Origin of the sequence: Escherichia sp. KTE31 (genome assembly GCF_000407925.1) — a bacterium.
GTDB lineage: Bacteria > Pseudomonadota > Gammaproteobacteria > Enterobacterales > Enterobacteriaceae > Escherichia > Escherichia ruysiae.
In genome coordinates this window covers 331,808-350,140 of sequence record NZ_KE136722.1, presented here as the reverse complement: position 1 = coordinate 350,140, position 18,333 = coordinate 331,808, and the positions used below count along the sequence as shown (strand labels likewise).

Sequence of the window (18,333 nt, the reverse complement as noted above, 5' to 3'; positions counted from 1 at the left end):
AACACACTCATAACATCTGACTACACTAATACGTTTTAGGGGTCATCAGCCGTGGTGCCGTTATATCGCTGTTCCCAGTTGGGACAACCAGGATTTGTCGTCAGAAACCTGACGTTACCCATAACAAATTAAAGGCCAGGTAAATCATGCCATTAGTCATTGTTGCTATCGGTGTTATCTTGTTATTACTCCTGATGATCCGCTTCAAAATGAACGGCTTCATCGCTCTCGTCCTGGTGGCGCTTGCTGTTGGATTAATGCAAGGGATGCCGCTGGATAAAGTTATTGGCTCTATCAAAGCCGGTGTCGGCGGGACGCTCGGTAGCCTTGCCCTGATCATGGGCTTTGGCGCAATGCTGGGCAAAATGCTGGCAGACTGTGGCGGCGCGCAACGTATCGCCACCACGCTGATTGCCAAATTTGGTAAAAAACACATCCAGTGGGCAGTGGTATTGACCGGTTTTACCGTCGGTTTTGCCCTGTTCTATGAAGTAGGCTTCGTACTGATGCTGCCGCTGGTATTCACCATCGCTGCTGCTGCCAATATCCCGCTGCTGTATGTTGGTGTACCAATGGCGGCTGCACTGTCTGTGACCCACGGCTTCCTGCCGCCGCATCCGGGCCCGACTGCGATTGCCACCATTTTCAATGCCGATATGGGTAAAACCCTGCTGTACGGTACTATTCTGGCGATCCCGACCGTGATTCTCGCGGGTCCGGTTTACGCTCGCGTGCTGAAAGGCATTGATAAGCCGATCCCGGAAGGTCTGTACAGTGCGAAAACCTTTAGCGAAGAAGAGATGCCGAGCTTTGGCGTCAGCGTCTGGACTTCTCTGGTGCCGGTTGTACTGATGGCGATGCGTGCCATCGCTGAAATGATCCTGCCGAAAGGTCACGCTTTCCTGCCGGTAGCAGAGTTCCTCGGTGACCCGGTGATGGCGACATTGATTGCCGTGCTGATTGCGATGTTCACCTTTGGTCTGAACCGTGGCCGTTCGATGGATCAGATTAACGACACGCTGGTTTCTTCCATCAAAATCATCGCGATGATGCTGCTAATCATCGGTGGTGGCGGTGCGTTCAAGCAGGTGCTGGTAGACAGCGGCGTGGACAAATACATTGCTTCCATGATGCACGAAACCAATATTTCTCCGCTGCTGATGGCGTGGTCTATTGCCGCTGTGCTGCGTATCGCGCTGGGTTCTGCAACCGTTGCGGCAATCACTGCGGGTGGTATCGCTGCGCCGCTGATTGCAACGACAGGTGTTAGCCCGGAGCTGATGGTTATTGCGGTTGGTTCCGGTAGTGTGATTTTCTCTCACGTGAACGATCCGGGCTTCTGGCTGTTCAAAGAGTACTTTAACCTGACTATCGGCGAGACCATCAAATCCTGGTCGATGCTGGAAACCATTATCTCAGTGTGCGGTCTGGTAGGCTGTCTGCTGCTGAATATGGTGATTTGATAATACTGATGGCCGGATGCATCGCATCCGGCATCAACCGCACTCTACTTCTTCTTCGCTGCCGCTCTGTGCCGCTTATAACAGATGCCTTCGCGTTTCGAAGACAATGGCTATATTTCTATAAAATATCTTGTATCCCATAAACTCCGGGGGATTTTCATTAAATTTTTTAATGGCTTTACTCTTTACAGAAACCTTATCACCAAAGAAAACAAGGTCTTCAGTCTCATGATCGGATAATCCATTTTCATAGCCATCAAAGTACCATACATCGCAGCTTCGCCAGATATCTGTATCTACTTCATAGAGATACAATTCGATTTCTGTATCACCCCAAAAGCATTTATTTACTTCATCAAATTCATAGTCACCAATCGTATATTTTTCTTTTATCTTATCTTCAAGGTCTGCCTTGACTGACATGTCCATATCATTTTTCCTTGAAAAAAAGCCTGGTAACGTGTACCAGGCACTTCCTAAATTATTTCTTCGCTGCCGCTCTGCGCCGCCTGTCCAGATCCTTAATCAACTTGTTCACCTCATCATCAGCAAACATCGACTCAAGCGTTGCAGAAAGCTTACGTCGCCAGTTTTTATACTGGTAACTGGTGCCAGGAATATTTACAGGTTCCGCCATATCCAGCCAGTCTTCTGGCTGTAGCCCTAACAGGGCACTATTACTGTCGGCAATATAGCGTTGCAAGCCACGATTAAGCGTCGGCGTCATCGCCATCAGTGATGCCTTATGCCCGGCACGTTTTGGCAGACAGCCATATTTATGCAGCGCATCCAGCAGCCCTTGCTTCGCCAGTTCGCGATCCTGATACAAACCGCGCAGCACCACTTCATCCGGGTACAGCCCCAGCGTTTTGCCCAGCGTTAAATCCCCGCTCTCCCAGTAGCCGCGTAGCGTAGGCAGGTCGTGTGTTGCCGCGACCGCCATCGACTGCTCCGGATACGCTTTTGGTGCGCGGAACGTCTTCTCGTGATCGCTTTCGAAATAGAGTACTTTGTAGGAGTAAACACCACTACTGCGCAGCTTACCGACAATCTCTACTGGCACCGTGCCAAGATCTTCGCCAATCACCATGCAGCGATGGCGTTTACTTTCCAGCGCCAGAATAGCGAGCAGATCATCCACCGGATAGTGAACATATGCCCCCTGATCCGCCGTTTCGCCATACGGTATCCACCACAAACGCAGCATCGACATCACATGGTCAATTCGCAGCGCACCGCAGTTTTGCATATTGGCGCGCAGCAGCTCGATAAACGGTTCATAGGCGCGCGCGGTGATAATATGCGGGTCCATCGGCGGCAATCCCCAGTTTTGCCCCAACGGGCCGAGGATATCCGGTGGCGCACCAACCGACGCTTTCAGACAATACAGTTCGCGATCGCACCAGGTTTCTGCGCCGCCTTCCGCCACGCCAACGGCCAGGTCACGATACAGCCCAACCGGCATATCATAGCCCTGGCAGATTTCCCAGCAGGCGGCAAACTGGCTGTAAGCCAGCCACTGCAACCAGAGATAAAAATCGACGTCATCACGATGTTCTTCGCAGAACTGACGCACTTCTGGTGAATCCACATTCTGGTACGCCTGCGGCCATGCTGGCCAACCCCAGCGCATTTCGTCCTCTTTCACTTGTTGTGCATGTAGCGCGTCAAACGCTGCCTGCCAGAACAAGCTATCGCCCTGCTCTGCAACAAACTGGCGAAACGCTGCCATCTGTTCATCATCACGTTGCGCGAAACCTTTCCACGCCATCCGCAATGCTGTCATTTTTAGGGCGGTAACCGTGGAGTAATCGACCCAGTCGGCATCCCGCGCCTGTTGCAGCGTCTGTTGTGTGGTCGGCATCTGCCACCAGACCTGTGCCTCTTCGCTAAGATGGAAATCTTCGACGGCGTTAACGTCGATATAAACCACATTCAGCCAGCGGCGAGAAGACGGGCTATACGGGCTGGCGCTTTCCGGGTTTGCCGGATAGAGCGCATGAATCGGGTTCAAACCGATGAACGACCCGCCACGTTTTGCCACATCCACCAGCATCGCTTTGAGATCGCCAAAATCACCAATGCCCCAGTTTTTTTCCGAGCGCAGCGTATAAAGCTGAACGCAGGCCCCCCACAGCTTTTGTTTATTCAGCAACGCCTGCGGTTCGTAACAACGTTTCGGGGCGACAATCACCCGGCAATGCACGCGCTGTTCGTCCTGGGTAAGCGTCAGCGTGTGATAACCTTCCGGCAGCTTCGTCGGTAAATTGAACGCTTTACCACCGCTCACGTGCCCTTTGTACTGAGTACCTTCTTCGGTGGTCAGCAGCCAGCTATATTCGCCGCTGCCTTCTACCGCCATCGGCATTTTTTTGCCGCTGGTATAAACCATGACATTCGGGACTGGCGTTACCGCCACTTTCGTGGCGGTACGTTGATGCATCGCGTCAAGCAAACGCCGTTTGGTTTCGGCGCTAATCGACTGCGGTTTACCGTGGGCATTGATGTAATTGGGGCTGATCCCCGCCGCCAGCGCGGCATTATCCAGACGTTTGCTTTCCATCGAGCTTCCTTAGCGTTTTGCCTGCCAGATACGAGCCTGATAATCGCGAATAGAGCGATCCGAGCTAAACATACCGCAGCGGGCGGTATTGAGGATCGCCGCGCGAGTCCAGGCCTCCTGGTCGCGGTACAGCACATCCACCTGCTTTTGTGCCTCTACATAGGCTGCGAAATCCGCCATCACCAGATACGGATCGCCGCCTTGTTTGCCGATACTGTGCAGCATCTGGTCGAAGGCATGTTTATCACCGTCGCTGTATTTACCGCTTTCCAGCTCTTTCAACACGGCGTCCAGAACCTTATCTTTCTTCCGCCATTTCACCGGGTCGTAGCCTTTGGCCAGAATTGCCTTCACTTGTTCCACGGTATGACCAAAAATAAAGATGTTTTCTTCACCGACTTTTTCGGCAATTTCAACGTTCGCGCCATCCAGCGTACCCACGGTTAACGCGCCGTTGAGCGCCAGTTTCATGTTGCCAGTACCAGAAGCCTCTTTCCCTGCAGTGGAGATCTGCTCGGAGATATCCGCCGCCGGGATCAGTTTTTCCGCCGCCGAAACGCAATAATCCGGCAGGAACACCACCTTCAGTTTGTCGCCAACTTGCGGATCGTTGTTGATCACGTCAGCCACTTTATTGATCGCAAAGATAATATTCTTCGCCAGGTAGTAGCCAGGCGCCGCTTTCGCGCCGAACAGGAATACGCGCGGTACGCGGTCGGCCTGCGGGTTCTCGCGAATTTCTTTATACAGCGCCAGAATATGCAGCAGATTCAGGTGCTGGCGTTTGTACTCATGCAGACGTTTGATCTGAATATCGAAAATCGCCTGCGGATTGATCTCAATACCGGTACGGGCTTTCACAAACTCTGCCAGACGGACTTTATTCGCCTGTTTGATCTCGCGATATTGCTGACGGAATTTCGCGTCATCGGCGAATTTTTCCAGATGGATCAGTTGATCCAGATCGTTAACCCACTCTTTCTTCAGTGATTTATCCAGCAGCGCCGCCAGTGCCGGGTTGCACTGTTTGATCCAGCGACGTGGGGTAATGCCGTTAGTGACGTTATGGAATTTGTTCGGCCACAGCTGGTGATATTCCGGGAACAAGTCTTTCACCACCAGATCCGAGTGCAACGCCGCCACACCGTTCACCGCAAAGCCGCTTACCACACACATATTGGCCATGCGAACCTGTTTGTCATGCACAACCGCCAGCTTTGCCCACACCGCTTTATCACCTGGCCAGGTTTTTTCCACCAGTTTCTTAAAACGGTTGTTGATTTCATTGATTATCTGCATATGGCGCGGCAGCAGGGCTTTTACCAGTTTCTCATCCCAGCACTCCAGAGCTTCTGGCATCAAAGTATGGTTGGTGTAAGCGAAAGTTTTGCTGGTGATTGCCCAGGCGTCATCCCAGCTCATCTGGTGCTCATCGATCAGCACGCGCAGCAGTTCTGGAATAGCGATAGTCGGGTGGGTATCGTTCAGTTGAATGACTTCGTAATCTGCCAGTTCGTGCAGTTTACGCCCCGCCAGATGATGGCGACGCAGAATATCCGCCACCGAACAGGCACACTGGAAGTATTGCTGCATCAGGCGCAGCTTTTTACCCGCAGTGTGGTTGTCGTTTGGATAGAGAACTTTGGTCAGTTTTTCAGCATTGATGCCTTGTTGTTCGGCACGCAGGAAGTCACCGTCATTAAATTTGGTGAGATTGAACGGATGAGCATGAGTCGCCTTCCATAAACGCAGCGGTTGTGCCACACCGTTGTGGTAACCCAACACTGGAAGATCCCACGCTTGCCCGGTAATGGTAAATTCCGGTTCCCAGCGCCCCTCTTTCGTCACTTTGCCGCCGATGCCCACCTGCACATCCAGAGCTTCGTTATGGCTAAACCACGGGTAGTTGCCGCGATGCCAGTCGTCTGGCGCTTCAGACTGTTTACCATCGACAAAGGATTGACGGAACAAACCATACTGATAGTTAAGACCATAGCCAGTGGCAGACTGCCCGACAGTCGCCATTGAGTCGAGGAAACACGCAGCCAGACGCCCCAGGCCACCGTTACCCAGCGCCGGATCAATCTCTTCTTCCAACAGGTCAGTCAGGTTGATGTCATAAGACTTCAGTGAATCCTGAACAGCCTGATACCAGCCGAGGTTTAACAGGTTGTTGCCCGTCAGACGCCCAATCAAAAACTCCATTGAGATGTAGTTAACATGGCGCTGATTCGCCGCCGGTTTAACGAAAGGCTGGGCTCGCAGCATTTCCGCCAGGGCTTCACTTACTGCCAACCACCACTGGCGAGGAGTCATCTCAGCCGCAGAAGTTAAACCATAACGCTGCCACTGGCGTGACAGGGCTTCCTGAAATTGCTTTTCATTAAAAATGGGTTGTGACATAGGAGTTCCAGTTTTCTTAGATATTAAACACAACGTTATCGTTAGTTTGCCAGGCTCCATGTTGACCTTCCTCATCCTACGGGGGATTAGGCGGGGAGGAGTGACGGGGATGAGCAAGAAAATGTGATCACGACCACTTAAAGGTAGTGCAATCAACTGCAAAAGCATCAGCTCAATGCCAGAGAGCGCAGAAAACCTGCTATTAACAGTAAGAAATGGTCGTTGCGTATTATCAAAAAGCGGAAAGCAACTCTATAAATTAAGTAAAGCGGCGAAATAGTTTCAGTAATGAAATATCCATTGAGGGTCATCTCACTGTTAATAGATTTATTAAGATCAACTTTTTAGATAGACCTTTCATCAGGAATTAAGGCGGTATCGTTGCTTTAATAAGGCTTTTGAACTGAAAGAAAACACCCTAAAATCCAGTATCCACGCTGCATTTGCCTTGTTTTAAGATGAAGTATTAATAAAGATTTGGAATTGTGACAGAGTGCAAATTCAGACACATAAAAAATCGTCATCGCTTGCATTGCACAGGTTTCTGACCGAACTTATAACTATTAATTACGAAGCGCAAAAAAAATAATATTTCCTCAATTTCCACAGTGAAGTGATTAACTATGCTGATTCCGTCAAAATTAAGTCGTCCGGTTCGACTCGACCATACTGTGGTTCGTGAGCGCCTGTTGGCTAAACTTTCCGGCGCGAACAACTTCAGGCTGGTGCTAATCACAAGTCCTGCGGGTTACGGGAAGACAACGCTCATATCCCAATGGGCGGCAGGAAAAAACGATTTGGGCTGGTACTCGCTTGATGAAGGCGATAACCAGCAAGAACGTTTCGCCAGCTATCTGATCGCCGCCGTGCAACAGGCAACCAGCGGGCACTGCGCCATCAGTGAAACAATGACGCAAAAACGGCAATATGCCAGTCTGACGTCACTGTTTGCCCAGCTTTTCATCGAACTGGCGGAATGGCATAGCCCACTTTACCTGGTGATCGACGATTACCATTTGATCACCAATCCGGTGATCCACGAATCAATGCGCTTCTTCATTCGCCATCAACCAGAAAATCTCACTCTGGTGGTGCTGTCACGCAACCTTCCGCAGTTGGGCATTGCCAATCTGCGCGTGCGTGACCAACTATTGGAAATTGGCAGCCAGCAACTGACATTTACCCATCAGGAAGCGAAGCAGTTTTTTGATTGCCGTCTGTCATCGCCGATTGAAGCCGCAGAAAGCAGTCGGATTTGCGATGACGTGTCCGGCTGGGCGACGGCGTTGCAGCTAATCGCGCTTTCAGCAAGGCAAAATACCCACTCGGCGCATAAATCAGCGCGTCGTCTGGCGGGCATCAATGCCAGTCATCTTTCTGATTATCTGGTCGATGAGGTGTTAGATAACGTTGATCTGACCACTCGTCATTTCCTGCTAAAAAGCGCCATTTTGCGCTCGATGAATGATGCGCTAATCACCCGCGTGACCGGCGAAGAAAACGGGCAAATGCGTCTTGAGGAGATTGAGCGTCAGGGGCTGTTTTTGCAACGGATGGATGATACTGGCGAGTGGTTCTGCTATCACCCGCTGTTTGGCAACTTCCTGCGCCAACGCTGCCAGTGGGAACTGGCGGCGGAACTGCCGGAAATCCACCGTGCCGCCGCAGAAAGCTGGATGGAACAAGGTTTTCCCAGCGAAGCCATCCATCATGCGCTGGCGGCAGGCGACGCTTTGATGCTGCGCGATATTCTGCTGAATCACGCCTGGAGTTTGTTCAACCACAGCGAACTGTCGCTGCTGGAAGAGTCGCTTAAAGCCCTGCCGTGGGACAGCCTGCTGGAAAATCCACAACTGGTATTGTTGCAGGCCTGGTTGATGCAAAGTCAGCATCGCTACGGCGAAGTAAATACCCTGCTGGCACGAGCCGAACACGAGATCCAGGGCATCAGGGAAGGCACCATGCACGCAGAATTTAACGCTCTGCGCGCCCAGGTAGCCATTAACGACGGTAATCCGGAAGAAGCCGAACGACTGGCAAAACAGGCACTGGAAGAACTGCCTCCGGGCTGGTTCTACAGTCGCATTGTCGCGACCTCTGTACTTGGCGAAGTGTTGCACTGTAAAGGTGAACTAACCCGCTCGCTGGCACTTATGCAGCAAACCGAGCAAATGGCGCGCCAGCATGATGTCTGGCACTACGCCTTGTGGAGTTTAATCCAGCAAAGTGAAATTCTGTTTGCCCAGGGGTTCCTGCAAACTGCGTGGGAAACGCAGGAAAAAGCGTTCCAGTTGATTAACGAACAGCATCTGGAACAGTTGCCGATGCATGAGTTTCTGGTACGCATCCGTGCGCAACTGTTATGGGCATGGGCACGGCTGGATGAAGCCGAAGCCTCGGCGCGTAGCGGGATCGAAGTTTTATCTTCTTATCAGCCCCAGCAACAGCTTCAGTGCCTGGCAATGTTAATTCAATGCTCGCTGGCTCGTGGCGATCTGGATAACGCCCGCAGCCAACTTAACCGCCTGGAAAACCTGCTGGGGAATGGCAAATATCACAGCGACTGGATCTCTAACGCCAACAAAGTTCGCGTGATTTACTGGCAAATGACTGGCGACAAAGCCGCCGCTGCCAACTGGTTGCGTCACACGGCCAAACCGGAGTTTGCGAACAACCACTTCCTGCAAGGCCAATGGCGCAACATTGCCCGTGCGCAAATTTTACTCGGCGAGTTTGAACCTGCGGAAATTGTCCTCGAAGAACTCAACGAAAATGCCCGCAGTCTGCGGTTAATGAGCGACCTGAACCGCAACCTGCTGTTACTCAATCAGTTGTACTGGCAGGCCGGACGTAAAAGCGACGCTCAGCGCGTGCTGCTGGACGCATTAAAACTGGCGAATCGCACCGGATTTATCAGTCATTTTGTCATCGAAGGCGAAGCGATGGCGCAGCAGTTACGCCAGCTGATTCAGCTCAATACGCTGCCGGAACTGGAACAGCACCGCGCGCAGCGTATCCTGCGGGAAATCAATCAACATCACCGACACAAGTTCGCTCACTTTGACGAGAGCTTTGTCGAACGTCTGCTAAATCATCCGGAAGTGCCGGAACTGATCCGCACCAGCCCATTGACCCAACGCGAATGGCAGGTGCTGGGGCTGATTTACTCCGGTTACAGTAACGAACAAATTGCGGGCGAACTGGAAGTAGCTGCGACCACCATCAAAACGCATATCCGCAATCTGTATCAAAAACTCGGCGTTGCCCACCGTCAGGCTGCGGTACAGCACGCGCAGAAACTGCTGAAAATGATGGGATATGGGGTGTGAGTCTGGTCGGGTAACACACCTGATCCGACTTGCTTCTCTGCATCATTCAACGCTAACCCACGTTACGCCATCTGTTTCAGCCAGAATAAACCGCACTGGCAAGAAACGCTCCACCACCGCGATATTGGTCAGCAGATGGCATGAGGGATGAGCAACCGTAAACTCCCCCGCGCCTGCCAGCGCCATCGGCAACACTAACTGGTCTGCGAGATATTCCCCTACCGCAGCCGAACTTGCCAGGTAGCGTTTAACCTCTTTCACCAGTTGGGCTGCAACCACTTCGGCACTGACACGCTTTTCACCAACAGCAAAAAAACGCTCGGTGATGTGTTCGCTGACGACTTCAAGCGAAGCGGTATTTCCTGGCCCCTGCTCGCGCGGCAGACTTTGAATATTCTGCTCATTCAGGGAAAAGCTGGCAGCCAGCACGGACATCTCTCTTTCGCCAACATGATGAGGCACTCCAGCCAGTAACACTTCACCGCACAGTCGCACAATGTTGCCCCGCTCATTCAACGCTAATGCGTTAAGTGATGCCACAGGCGAGACTTCTGTTGTCACCACACCGCCGCCAGCAGGGTAAAAACCGTGGCGCAACAGCGTTGTTTGCTGCTGAATCCCCATCCGCGCCAGCAACGGTTCCAGCACACGGCAGATAAAATCGGTGGGCGGTGCAGACGGGTTATCGGTGCCACCGCTGACTTCAACACGCGAAGACCCGTCGGCAAACCATAGCGCGGGCAATACCGTTTGCAGCACCAACATGCAGCTACCTGCGCTACCGATGGCGAAGCGGTAATCGCCGCCGCGCACGATGCCAGGCCGGAAGACCAGGCGCTGCGACCCCAACTCCGCGCCCTCCACCGTCGCTCCGCAAATTTCCGTCGCTGCCTTTACCGCCGTCAGATGCTGGCGCAACAGCCCAGGTTTCGCCCGTCCGGCACGAATGCCGGTGATGGTGAACGGTTTACCGGTTATCATCGACAGACTCAGCGCCGAGCGCAGGATCTGCCCGCCGCCTTCGCCCTGTGCGCCATCCAGCGCAATCATCCTTTTCATTATTTATCCTTTTACGCACACTACCTGACGCAGGGTGTAGATAACTTCCACCAGATCGCTTTGCGCCGCCATCACCGCATCAATATCTTTATACGCCATCGGGATTTCGTCGATCACTTCGGCATCTTTACGGCATTCCACATGCGCGGTGGCACGAATCTGATCTTCCACGCTAAACAGTTTTTTTGCTTTGGTACGGCTCATCACGCGTCCGGCACCGTGGCTGCATGAACAGAAAGATTCTTCATTTCCCAGCCCACGGACGATAAAGCTTTTCGCCCCCATCGACCCGGGAATAATTCCATATTGACCAGCGCGCGCAGACACCGCGCCTTTACGCGTCACGTAGATCTCTTCGCCAAAGTGCTGTTCTTTTTGCACATAGTTGTGGTGGCAGTTGATCTCTTCCATCGCCAGCGTTTGCGGCAGTCTTACCGTTTTCTGCGTAATACTCTGCAACGCCGTTACCACGTTTTCCATCATCGCATCGCGGTTAAGGCTGGCAAAAAGCTGCGCCCAGGCCACGGCTTTCAGGTAATCATCAAAATATTCCGTACCTTCCATAAAGTACGCCAGATCACGCGACGGCAACGTCTCAAGCTGTTCCTGCATCTCTTTTTGCGCCAGATCGATAAAGTAAGTTCCGATGGCGTTACCGATTCCGCGTGAACCGGAGTGCAACATAATCCACACCTGATCCGACTCATCAAGGCAGATTTCAATAAAGTGGTTACCCGTTCCCAGCGTTCCCAGGTGTTTGTAATTATTGGTGTTCAGGAAACGCGGATATTTTTGCGTTAACCACTGATAACCTGCTTCAAGCTCGGCCCATTTAGCATCGACGTTAACAGGCGGATTTTCCCATGCGCCTTTATCACGACGGCTACGATTATTGGAACGCCCGTGCGGCACGGCAGTTTCAATCGCCTGACGTAGCTCCGCCAGGTTTTCAGGCAGGTCCGCCGCCGTTAGGGCAGTACGCAGCGCGTTCATTCCACAGCCGATATCCACACCTACCGCCGCCGGAATAATCGCCCCTTTGGTCGGGATCACGCTACCAATAGTAGAACCTTTACCGAGGTGCACGTCGGGCATTACCGCAATATGTTTGAAAATGAACGGCATCTTCGCCGTATTAATAAGTTGCTGACGCGCATCGGCTTCTACCGGCACGCCTTTGGTCCACATTTTTACCGGGGCATTTTCAGTGTTCAGTAATTCATAATTCATTTTGCTTTTCTCTTTTCGTTGGTATGTCCTGATAATTGCAACCGTCGTGCCAAAAAATTAAATCAGCAAATTAAACTTATAATTAATTGTTTTTATTTAATTAAAGGCACAAAGTCCGTAAACGGAGATTTTCTATAAAGTCACTTACCCGATAATGAAATATCGTCTTTTATAAGGATATCTAAGATGCGTAAAACAGTGGCTTTTGGCTTTGTCGGAACCGTACTGGATTATGCCGGACGCGGCAGCCAACGCTGGTCAAAATGGCGTCCGACGCTCTGTTTATGTCAGCAAGAATCGTTGGTCATCGACCGGCTGGTATTGTTGCACGACGCCCGCTCACGCTCGCTGTTTGAAACGCTTAAACGCGATATCGCCAGCGTTTCGCCAGAAACAGAAGTCGTGGGTGTTGAGATTGAACTGCATAACCCGTGGGATTTCGAAGAGGTTTACGCCTGCCTGCATGATTTCGCCCGAGGTTACGCTTTTCAGCCAGAGTGCGAAGACTATTTAATTCACATCACCACTGGCACCCACGTCGCGCAAATTTGCTGGTTTCTGCTGGCGGAAGCTCGTTACCTGCCCGCCCGACTGGCGCAAACTTCACCACCGCGCAAAAAAGAACAGCCCGATAGCCCAGGCGCGGTGGCGATTATCGATCTCGATTTAAGCCGTTATAACGCCATTGCCAGCCGCTTTGCCGAGGAACGCCAGCAAACGCTCGATTTCCTCAAATCAGGCATCGCCACGCGTAACCCCCACTTCAACCGCATGATTGAGCAGATCGAAAAAGTGGCGATTAAATCCCGCGCACCGATCCTGCTTAACGGCCCGACTGGTGCGGGTAAGTCATTTCTGGCGCGACGCATTTTCGAATTAAAACAGGCGCGACATCAGTTTAGCGGCGCGTTTGTGGAAGTGAACTGCGCCACCCTGCGCGGTGATACCGCGATGTCGGCGCTGTTTGGTCATGTGAAAGGCGCATTTACCGGGGCGCGGGAATCGCGGGAAGGATTATTACGCAGCGCCAACGGCGGCATGTTATTTCTCGATGAGATAGGCGAACTGGGCGCAGATGAACAGGCAATGCTGCTGAAAGCCATTGAAGAGAAAACCTTTTACCCGTTTGGCAGCGATCGTCTGGTCAGCAGTGAATTTCAGCTTATCGCCGGAACGGTGCGCGATTTGCGCCAGTTAGTTACCGAAGGCAAATTTCGCGAAGATCTGTACGCGCGGATCAATCTCTGGACCTTCACCCTGCCGGGTCTACGCCAGCGCCAGGAAGATATTGAACCGAACCTGGATTATGAAGTGGAGCGCCACGCCACACTCACTGGTGACAGCGTGCGTTTTAACACCGAAGCGCGGCGTGCCTGGTTGGCTTTTGCGACCTCTCCCCAGGCGACATGGCGCGGTAACTTTCGCGAACTTTCTGCCAGCGTCACGCGGATGGCCACCTTTGCCACTAGCGGACGCATCACTCTGGACGTGGTTGAAGATGAGATAAACCGTCTGCGCTATAACTGGCAGGAGAGCCGCCCCTCCGCGCTTACGACTTTGCTGGGCGCAGAGGCAGAAAACATCGATCTCTTCGACCGTATGCAACTGGAACACGTTATCGCTATCTGCCGCCAGGCAAAGTCGCTTTCCGCAGCCGGACGCCAGCTTTTTGACGTTTCGCGCCAGGGCAAAGCCAGCGTCAATGACGCGGATCGGCTACGCAAATACCTGGCGCGTTTTGGTCTGACGTGGGAAGCCGTGCAGGATCAGCACAGCTCCAGTTGAATATGGTGGTCCGTCAGCACCTGCATCACGCTTACTGGCGGCGGGGCGTCGGTGTAGACGGCATCTACCATGCTGATGCTGCCCATATTGACCATCGCGTTACGGCCAAATTTCGAGTGATCGACAACCAGCATAACGTGGCGCGAGTTCTCAATAATGGCGCGTTTGGTGCGAACTTCGTGGTAATCGAACTCCAGCAGCGAGCCGTCGCTATCGATGCCGCTGATCCCCAGAATGCCGAAATCAAGGCGGAACTGGGAGATAAAATCGAGCGTCGCTTCGCCAATGATCCCGCCATCGCGGCTGCGTAATTCGCCACCGGCGAGAATGATGCGAAAATCTTCTTTTACCATCAATGTGTTAGCAACGTTGAGATTGTTGGTCACAATGCGCAAATTGCTGTGATTAAGCAGCGCGTGTGCCACCGCTTCCGGCGTGGTGCCGATATCAATAAACAGCGTTGAACCGTTGGGGATCTGCTCAGCCACTTTACGAGCAATACGCTCTTTTTCTTCGGTCTGGGTGGCCTTACGATCGTGCCACGGCGTGTTAACGGAACTGGAAGGCAGCGCCGCGCCGCCATGATGGCGCAGGATCAGATTCTGCTCCGCCAGTTCATTGAGATCGCGGCGAATAGTTTGCGGGCTGACGGAGAAATGCTCTACCAGCTCTTCGGTACTGACATAACCCTGCTGTTTAACCAGTTCGATAATACCGTTGTGACGTTGTGTTTGTTTCATTTATAAATCCCTGGAATCATTTTCGTTTTCGCGCATTGAGCGAATCAACAAAAGCCATCGCTAACCCCACGGCTAACCCGGCGATGTGTGCTCCGTTCGCCATCGACATCCCAAACAAATCAAACCATCCGGCGACAATCCAGATCAGCGCAAAGATAATTAACCCACGTTGCAGGTAAATGCCACTTTGCGGATCGCGCTCGCCGCGTAGCCAGACATAGCCCATCAGCGCATACACCACGCCAGAAAGCCCGCCAAACCACGGCCCGCTGAATTTTTGCTGCACATAGCCGCTTAACAGGGCGCTAATGAGAGTAATGACAATTAGCTTACCGCTACCGAGACGTTTTTCTACCGCACCGCCGAGATACCACCACCAGAGCAGGTTAAAGAGGATATGCATCAGCGAGAAGTGCATCAACGCATGGGTGAAGTAACCCCAGAACTCAAATTTCAGTGTTGGATCGAATGGCCAGGCCAGCCATAACATCACTTCTTGATCGCCGATAATTTGCATGGCGATAAACACCACCACGCAGGCGATCATCATCACCCAGGTCACCGGCCCCGCGCGTTCACGCAAGGTGGCAAAGAAAGGAAAACGGCGATAGTGCAGACCACTATCGGTATGGCCTGACTGCCAGCTGGCGGCGAGATAACGCGGATCTGCCGGGTTTTCGAGAAAACGCGCCAGCTCCGCCCGCACGCGTTCGGCCTGGGATTCATCCGCCAGCCAGACATCGCTTTGGTTATGTTGTTGAATAGTGAGGATAACGCCCTGCGTCGCCATGTAATCAACAAACGCCTGCGCCACGCGGGGGTTAGCAAAAGAGGTAATCATCAACATCGTTGCTGTCGCTTATTCCACACAAAAGGGGACAGTATAAAGCGTTACGCGCCGTACGCCACCTCTGCGGGAAACTGACGCTGCCAGGCTTCAAAGCCGCCGTCAATGCTATAGACCACATCGTAGCCCTGTTGCAGCAGATACTGCGCCGCGCCTTTGCTGCTATTGCCGTGATAACACATCACCATGACCGGCGTATCGAAGTCATTATCACGCATAAACGCGCCCAGCGTGTCGTTAGTCAAATGGAAAGCCTGTGTTGCATGACCCATAGCGAAACTTTGTGGATCGCGAATATCGACCAGCACCGCCTCTTTTTCCTGCAACTTCTGGTGCGCGTCGGCAACGTTAATACATTCGAACTGATCCATGCGTCTCTCTTTCTTTACAAACAAGTGGGCAAATTTACCGCACAGTTTACGTTGAAGCGGCAGATAAACGCCATAATGTTATACATATCACTCTAAAATGTTTTTTCAATGTTACCCAAAGCGCGATTCTTTGCTAATATGTTCGATAACGAACATTTATGAGCTTTAACGAAAGTGAATGAGGGCAGCATGGAAACCAAAGATCTGATTGTGATAGGTGGCGGCATCAATGGTGCTGGTATCGCGGCAGACGCCGCTGGACGCGGTTTATCCGTGCTGATGCTGGAGGCGCAGGATCTCGCTTGTGCGACCTCTTCCGCCAGTTCAAAACTCATTCACGGTGGCCTGCGCTACCTTGAGCACTATGAATTCCGCCTGGTCAGCGAGGCGCTGGCTGAACGTGAAGTGCTACTGAAAATGGCCCCGCATATCGCCTTCCCGATGCGTTTTCGCCTGCCGCATCGTCCGCATCTGCGCCCGGCGTGGATGATTCGCATTGGTCTGTTTATGTACGATCATCTGGGTAAACGCACCAGCCTGCCGGGATCAACCGGTTTGCGTTTTGGCGCAAATTCAGTGTTAAAACCGGAAATTAAGCGCGGATTCGAATATTCCGACTGTTGGGTAGACGACGCCCGTCTGGTACTCGCCAACGCCCAGATGGTGGTGCGTAAAGGCGGCGAAGTGCTTACCCGGACTCGCGCCACCTCTGCTCGCCGCGAAAACGGCCTGTGGATTGTGGAAGCGGAAGATATCGATACCGGTAAAAAATATACCTGGCAGGCGCGCGGCCTGGTTAACGCCACTGGCCCGTGGGTGAAACAATTTTTCGACGACGGGATGCATCTGCCTTCGCCTTATGGCATTCGCCTGATCAAAGGCAGCCATATTGTCGTGCCGCGCGTGCATACCCAGAAGCAAGCCTACATTCTGCAAAACGAAGATAAACGTATTGTCTTTGTGATCCCGTGGATGGATGAGTTTTCCATCATCGGCACCACCGATGTGGAATACAAAGGCGATCCAAAAGCAGTGAAGATTGAAGAGAGTGAAATCAATTACCTGCTGAAAGTGTATAACACGCACTTTAAAAAGCAGTTAAGCCGTGACGATATCGTCTGGACCTACTCCGGTGTGCGCCCGCTTTGTGATGATGAGTCCGACTCGCCGCAGGCTATTACTCGTGATTACACCCTTGATATCCACGATGAAAATGGCAAAGCGCCGCTGCTGTCGGTATTTGGCGGCAAGCTGACGACCTATCGTAAACTGGCGGAACATGCGCTGGAAAAACTAACGCCGTATTATCAGGGGATTGGCCCGGCATGGACGAAAGAGAGCGTGTTACCGGGTGGAGCCATTGAAGGCGATCGCGACGATTATGCCGCCCGCCTGCGCCGCCGCTATCCGTTCATTACAGAATCGCTGGCACGTCATTACGCACGCACTTACGGCAGCAACAGCGAGCTGCTGCTCGGCAATGCGGAGGCGATAAGCGATCTTGGGGAAGATTTCGGCCATGAGTTCTACGAAGCGGAGCTGAAATATCTGGTAGACCACGAATGGGTACGCCGCGCCGACGATGCCCTGTGGCGTCGCACAAAACAAGGCATGTGGCTGAATGCGCAGCAACAGTCTCGTGTGAGTCAGTGGCTTGTAGAGTATACGCAGCAGAAATTGTCGCTGGCGTCGTGATTTAACGTAAGCTGGCTGGGTCAGATTTCGATCTGACCTGAGACTGATGACAAACACAAAAACAGCCTGATGCGCTACGCTTATCAGGCCTACATGATTTATGTAATATATTGAATTTGCATGGTTTTGTAGGCCGGATAGGCGTTCACGCCGCATCCGGCATGAACAAAGCGCACTTTGCCAACAATCGGAGGTCAAATTTCAATCTGAATAACTTTTGGATTCAGGGAATTACCGCAAAGCCCACACCATCATACCCAACGTAACAAAACTCAGGCACGTTCCCCACTCACTCCACTTCCGTATCTGGCTTCTATTTTTACTACGCCACTGGCAATAATATCCCAACGCAAAACCAAGCTGTGCGCTTATCGGACCGACAAAACCAGTCCACGGCTGTGGCCAAAATGGCGAAAAATTCAGGGGTAACCAGATAACACTCAGAAAGAAACTGCGCAGATTTTCCAGCAAAGCAATTCGCGCTGGCGCGACATAGAAAATGATATTCCACAGAAGCAACCAGAAATAAACTGGTGTGAATACCAGCCAGCAGTGAGGTCTGTTTTTTAGTTCCGATGGCGTTCTGCAAGCAAATTGCCAACCAACACCCACCATTGCACAGAAAACAAGCGCATATTCAGCCGATAACCAAAGTTGTAATTCCAGAAGTGAAATACGCCGGATCATGAGCGGGATTGAGAACAGCATTTCCCCCAGGACACTCAGCGTGATACCAAAAGCAGCCAGCGCAACCACCGTCGGCCATACCAACAACGGCACAATGACAAAGCCGAGAATTACCGGAGGAATATAAAATCTGAATTTGTTCATCTTTATTGTCCTGATGA

13 protein-coding genes are annotated in these 18,333 nt (G+C 52.1%); 4 read left to right on the top strand and 9 right to left on the bottom strand.

Annotation, left to right across the window (positions count from 1 at the left end):
* Positions 1-146 precede the first annotated feature (146 nt).
* Positions 147-1,463 (top strand): gluconate transporter, encoded by a 1,317-nt coding sequence (gene gntT / locus WES_RS19245; protein WP_001131743.1) that lies wholly within the window; start codon positions 147-149, stop codon positions 1,461-1,463.
* A gap of 75 nt (positions 1,464-1,538) precedes the next feature.
* Here gntT and WES_RS19250 read toward each other — a convergent pair whose 3' ends face one another.
* Genes WES_RS19250 through malP form a run of 3 tightly spaced genes read right to left on the bottom strand, consistent with a single transcriptional unit; the run spans position 1,539 to position 6,429 of the window.
* Entirely contained in the window at positions 1,539-1,892 is a 354-nt protein-coding gene (locus WES_RS19250; protein WP_016159543.1) for a hypothetical protein, read from the bottom strand.
* A gap of 52 nt (positions 1,893-1,944) precedes the next feature.
* Positions 1,945-4,026: a 4-alpha-glucanotransferase gene (gene malQ, locus WES_RS19255; protein ID WP_016159544.1), complete on the bottom strand. Its 2,082-nt coding sequence runs from the start codon at positions 4,024-4,026 to the stop codon at positions 1,945-1,947.
* A 9-nt stretch (positions 4,027-4,035) separates the two neighbouring features.
* Positions 4,036-6,429 (bottom strand): maltodextrin phosphorylase, encoded by a 2,394-nt coding sequence (gene malP / locus WES_RS19260; protein ID WP_016159545.1) that lies wholly within the window; start codon positions 6,427-6,429, stop codon positions 4,036-4,038.
* A gap of 623 nt (positions 6,430-7,052) precedes the next feature.
* On the opposite strand from malP, the gene malT reads away from it, so the two are divergent.
* Positions 7,053-9,758 (top strand): HTH-type transcriptional regulator MalT, encoded by a 2,706-nt coding sequence (malT, locus tag WES_RS19265; protein WP_000907057.1) that lies wholly within the window; start codon positions 7,053-7,055, stop codon positions 9,756-9,758.
* A 42-nt stretch (positions 9,759-9,800) separates the two neighbouring features.
* Here malT and rtcA read toward each other — a convergent pair whose 3' ends face one another.
* Positions 9,801-10,817 (bottom strand): RNA 3'-terminal phosphate cyclase, encoded by a 1,017-nt coding sequence (gene rtcA, locus WES_RS19270; RefSeq protein WP_016159546.1) that lies wholly within the window; start codon positions 10,815-10,817, stop codon positions 9,801-9,803.
* A gap of 3 nt (positions 10,818-10,820) precedes the next feature.
* Positions 10,821-12,047, bottom strand: coding sequence for an RNA-splicing ligase RtcB (rtcB, locus tag WES_RS19275; RefSeq protein ID WP_016159547.1), 1,227 nt, complete (start codon positions 12,045-12,047; stop codon positions 10,821-10,823).
* Between the two features lie 186 nt (positions 12,048-12,233).
* Between rtcB and rtcR the strand changes: the two genes are divergently transcribed.
* Positions 12,234-13,832 (top strand): DNA-binding transcriptional regulator RtcR, encoded by a 1,599-nt coding sequence (rtcR, locus tag WES_RS19280; RefSeq protein WP_016159548.1) that lies wholly within the window; start codon positions 12,234-12,236, stop codon positions 13,830-13,832.
* Here rtcR and WES_RS19285 read toward each other — a convergent pair.
* From WES_RS19285 to glpE, 3 genes are read right to left on the bottom strand one after another with little or no spacing between them, the layout of a single operon-like run.
* Positions 13,814-14,572, bottom strand: coding sequence for a DeoR/GlpR family transcriptional regulator (locus tag WES_RS19285; protein ID WP_000815099.1), 759 nt, complete (start codon positions 14,570-14,572; stop codon positions 13,814-13,816). The two genes, rtcR and WES_RS19285, sit on opposite strands and share 19 nt — an antisense overlap.
* 16 nt (positions 14,573-14,588) lie before the next feature.
* Positions 14,589-15,419 carry a rhomboid family intramembrane serine protease GlpG gene (gene glpG, locus WES_RS19290; protein WP_016159549.1) on the bottom strand — a complete coding sequence of 277 codons (831 nt, stop codon included), beginning with the start codon at positions 15,417-15,419 and terminating at the stop codon, positions 14,589-14,591.
* 44 nt (positions 15,420-15,463) lie between these two features.
* The gene (gene glpE / locus WES_RS19295) at positions 15,464-15,790 is read right to left on the bottom strand and encodes a thiosulfate sulfurtransferase GlpE (RefSeq protein ID WP_000371926.1); all 327 of its coding nucleotides are present in this window, start codon (positions 15,788-15,790) and stop codon (positions 15,464-15,466) included.
* Between the two features lie 189 nt (positions 15,791-15,979).
* Here glpE and glpD point away from each other — a divergent pair, with 189 nt between their 5' ends.
* Positions 15,980-17,485: a glycerol-3-phosphate dehydrogenase gene (gene glpD, locus WES_RS19300; RefSeq protein WP_000448163.1), complete on the top strand. Its 1,506-nt coding sequence runs from the start codon at positions 15,980-15,982 to the stop codon at positions 17,483-17,485.
* 231 nt (positions 17,486-17,716) lie between these two features.
* On the opposite strand, the gene WES_RS19305 is transcribed toward glpD, so the two are convergent.
* Positions 17,717-18,316: a hypothetical protein gene (locus WES_RS19305; RefSeq protein ID WP_016159550.1), complete on the bottom strand. Its 600-nt coding sequence runs from the start codon at positions 18,314-18,316 to the stop codon at positions 17,717-17,719.
* Positions 18,317-18,333: the final 17 nt, after the last annotated feature.

Excerpts from the sequence above, each read along its gene's own strand:
- gntT (WP_001131743.1), top strand. The coding sequence starts at position 147 with ATGCCATTAGTCATTGTTGCTATCGGTGTTATCTTGTTATTACTCCTG.
- WES_RS19250 (WP_016159543.1), bottom strand. The coding sequence starts at position 1,892 with ATGGACATGTCAGTCAAGGCAGACCTTGAAGATAAGATAAAAGAAAAA.
- malQ (WP_016159544.1), bottom strand. The coding sequence starts at position 4,026 with ATGGAAAGCAAACGTCTGGATAATGCCGCGCTGGCGGCGGGGATCAGC.
- malP (WP_016159545.1), bottom strand. The coding sequence starts at position 6,429 with ATGTCACAACCCATTTTTAATGAAAAGCAATTTCAGGAAGCCCTGTCA.
- malT (WP_000907057.1), top strand. The coding sequence starts at position 7,053 with ATGCTGATTCCGTCAAAATTAAGTCGTCCGGTTCGACTCGACCATACT.
- rtcA (WP_016159546.1), bottom strand. The coding sequence starts at position 10,817 with ATGAAAAGGATGATTGCGCTGGATGGCGCACAGGGCGAAGGCGGCGGG.
- rtcB (WP_016159547.1), bottom strand. The coding sequence starts at position 12,047 with ATGAATTATGAATTACTGAACACTGAAAATGCCCCGGTAAAAATGTGG.
- rtcR (WP_016159548.1), top strand. The coding sequence starts at position 12,234 with ATGCGTAAAACAGTGGCTTTTGGCTTTGTCGGAACCGTACTGGATTAT.
- WES_RS19285 (WP_000815099.1), bottom strand. The coding sequence starts at position 14,572 with ATGAAACAAACACAACGTCACAACGGTATTATCGAACTGGTTAAACAG.
- glpG (WP_016159549.1), bottom strand. The coding sequence starts at position 15,419 with ATGTTGATGATTACCTCTTTTGCTAACCCCCGCGTGGCGCAGGCGTTT.
- glpE (WP_000371926.1), bottom strand. The coding sequence starts at position 15,790 with ATGGATCAGTTCGAATGTATTAACGTTGCCGACGCGCACCAGAAGTTG.
- glpD (WP_000448163.1), top strand. The coding sequence starts at position 15,980 with ATGGAAACCAAAGATCTGATTGTGATAGGTGGCGGCATCAATGGTGCT.
- WES_RS19305 (WP_016159550.1), bottom strand. The coding sequence starts at position 18,316 with ATGAACAAATTCAGATTTTATATTCCTCCGGTAATTCTCGGCTTTGTC.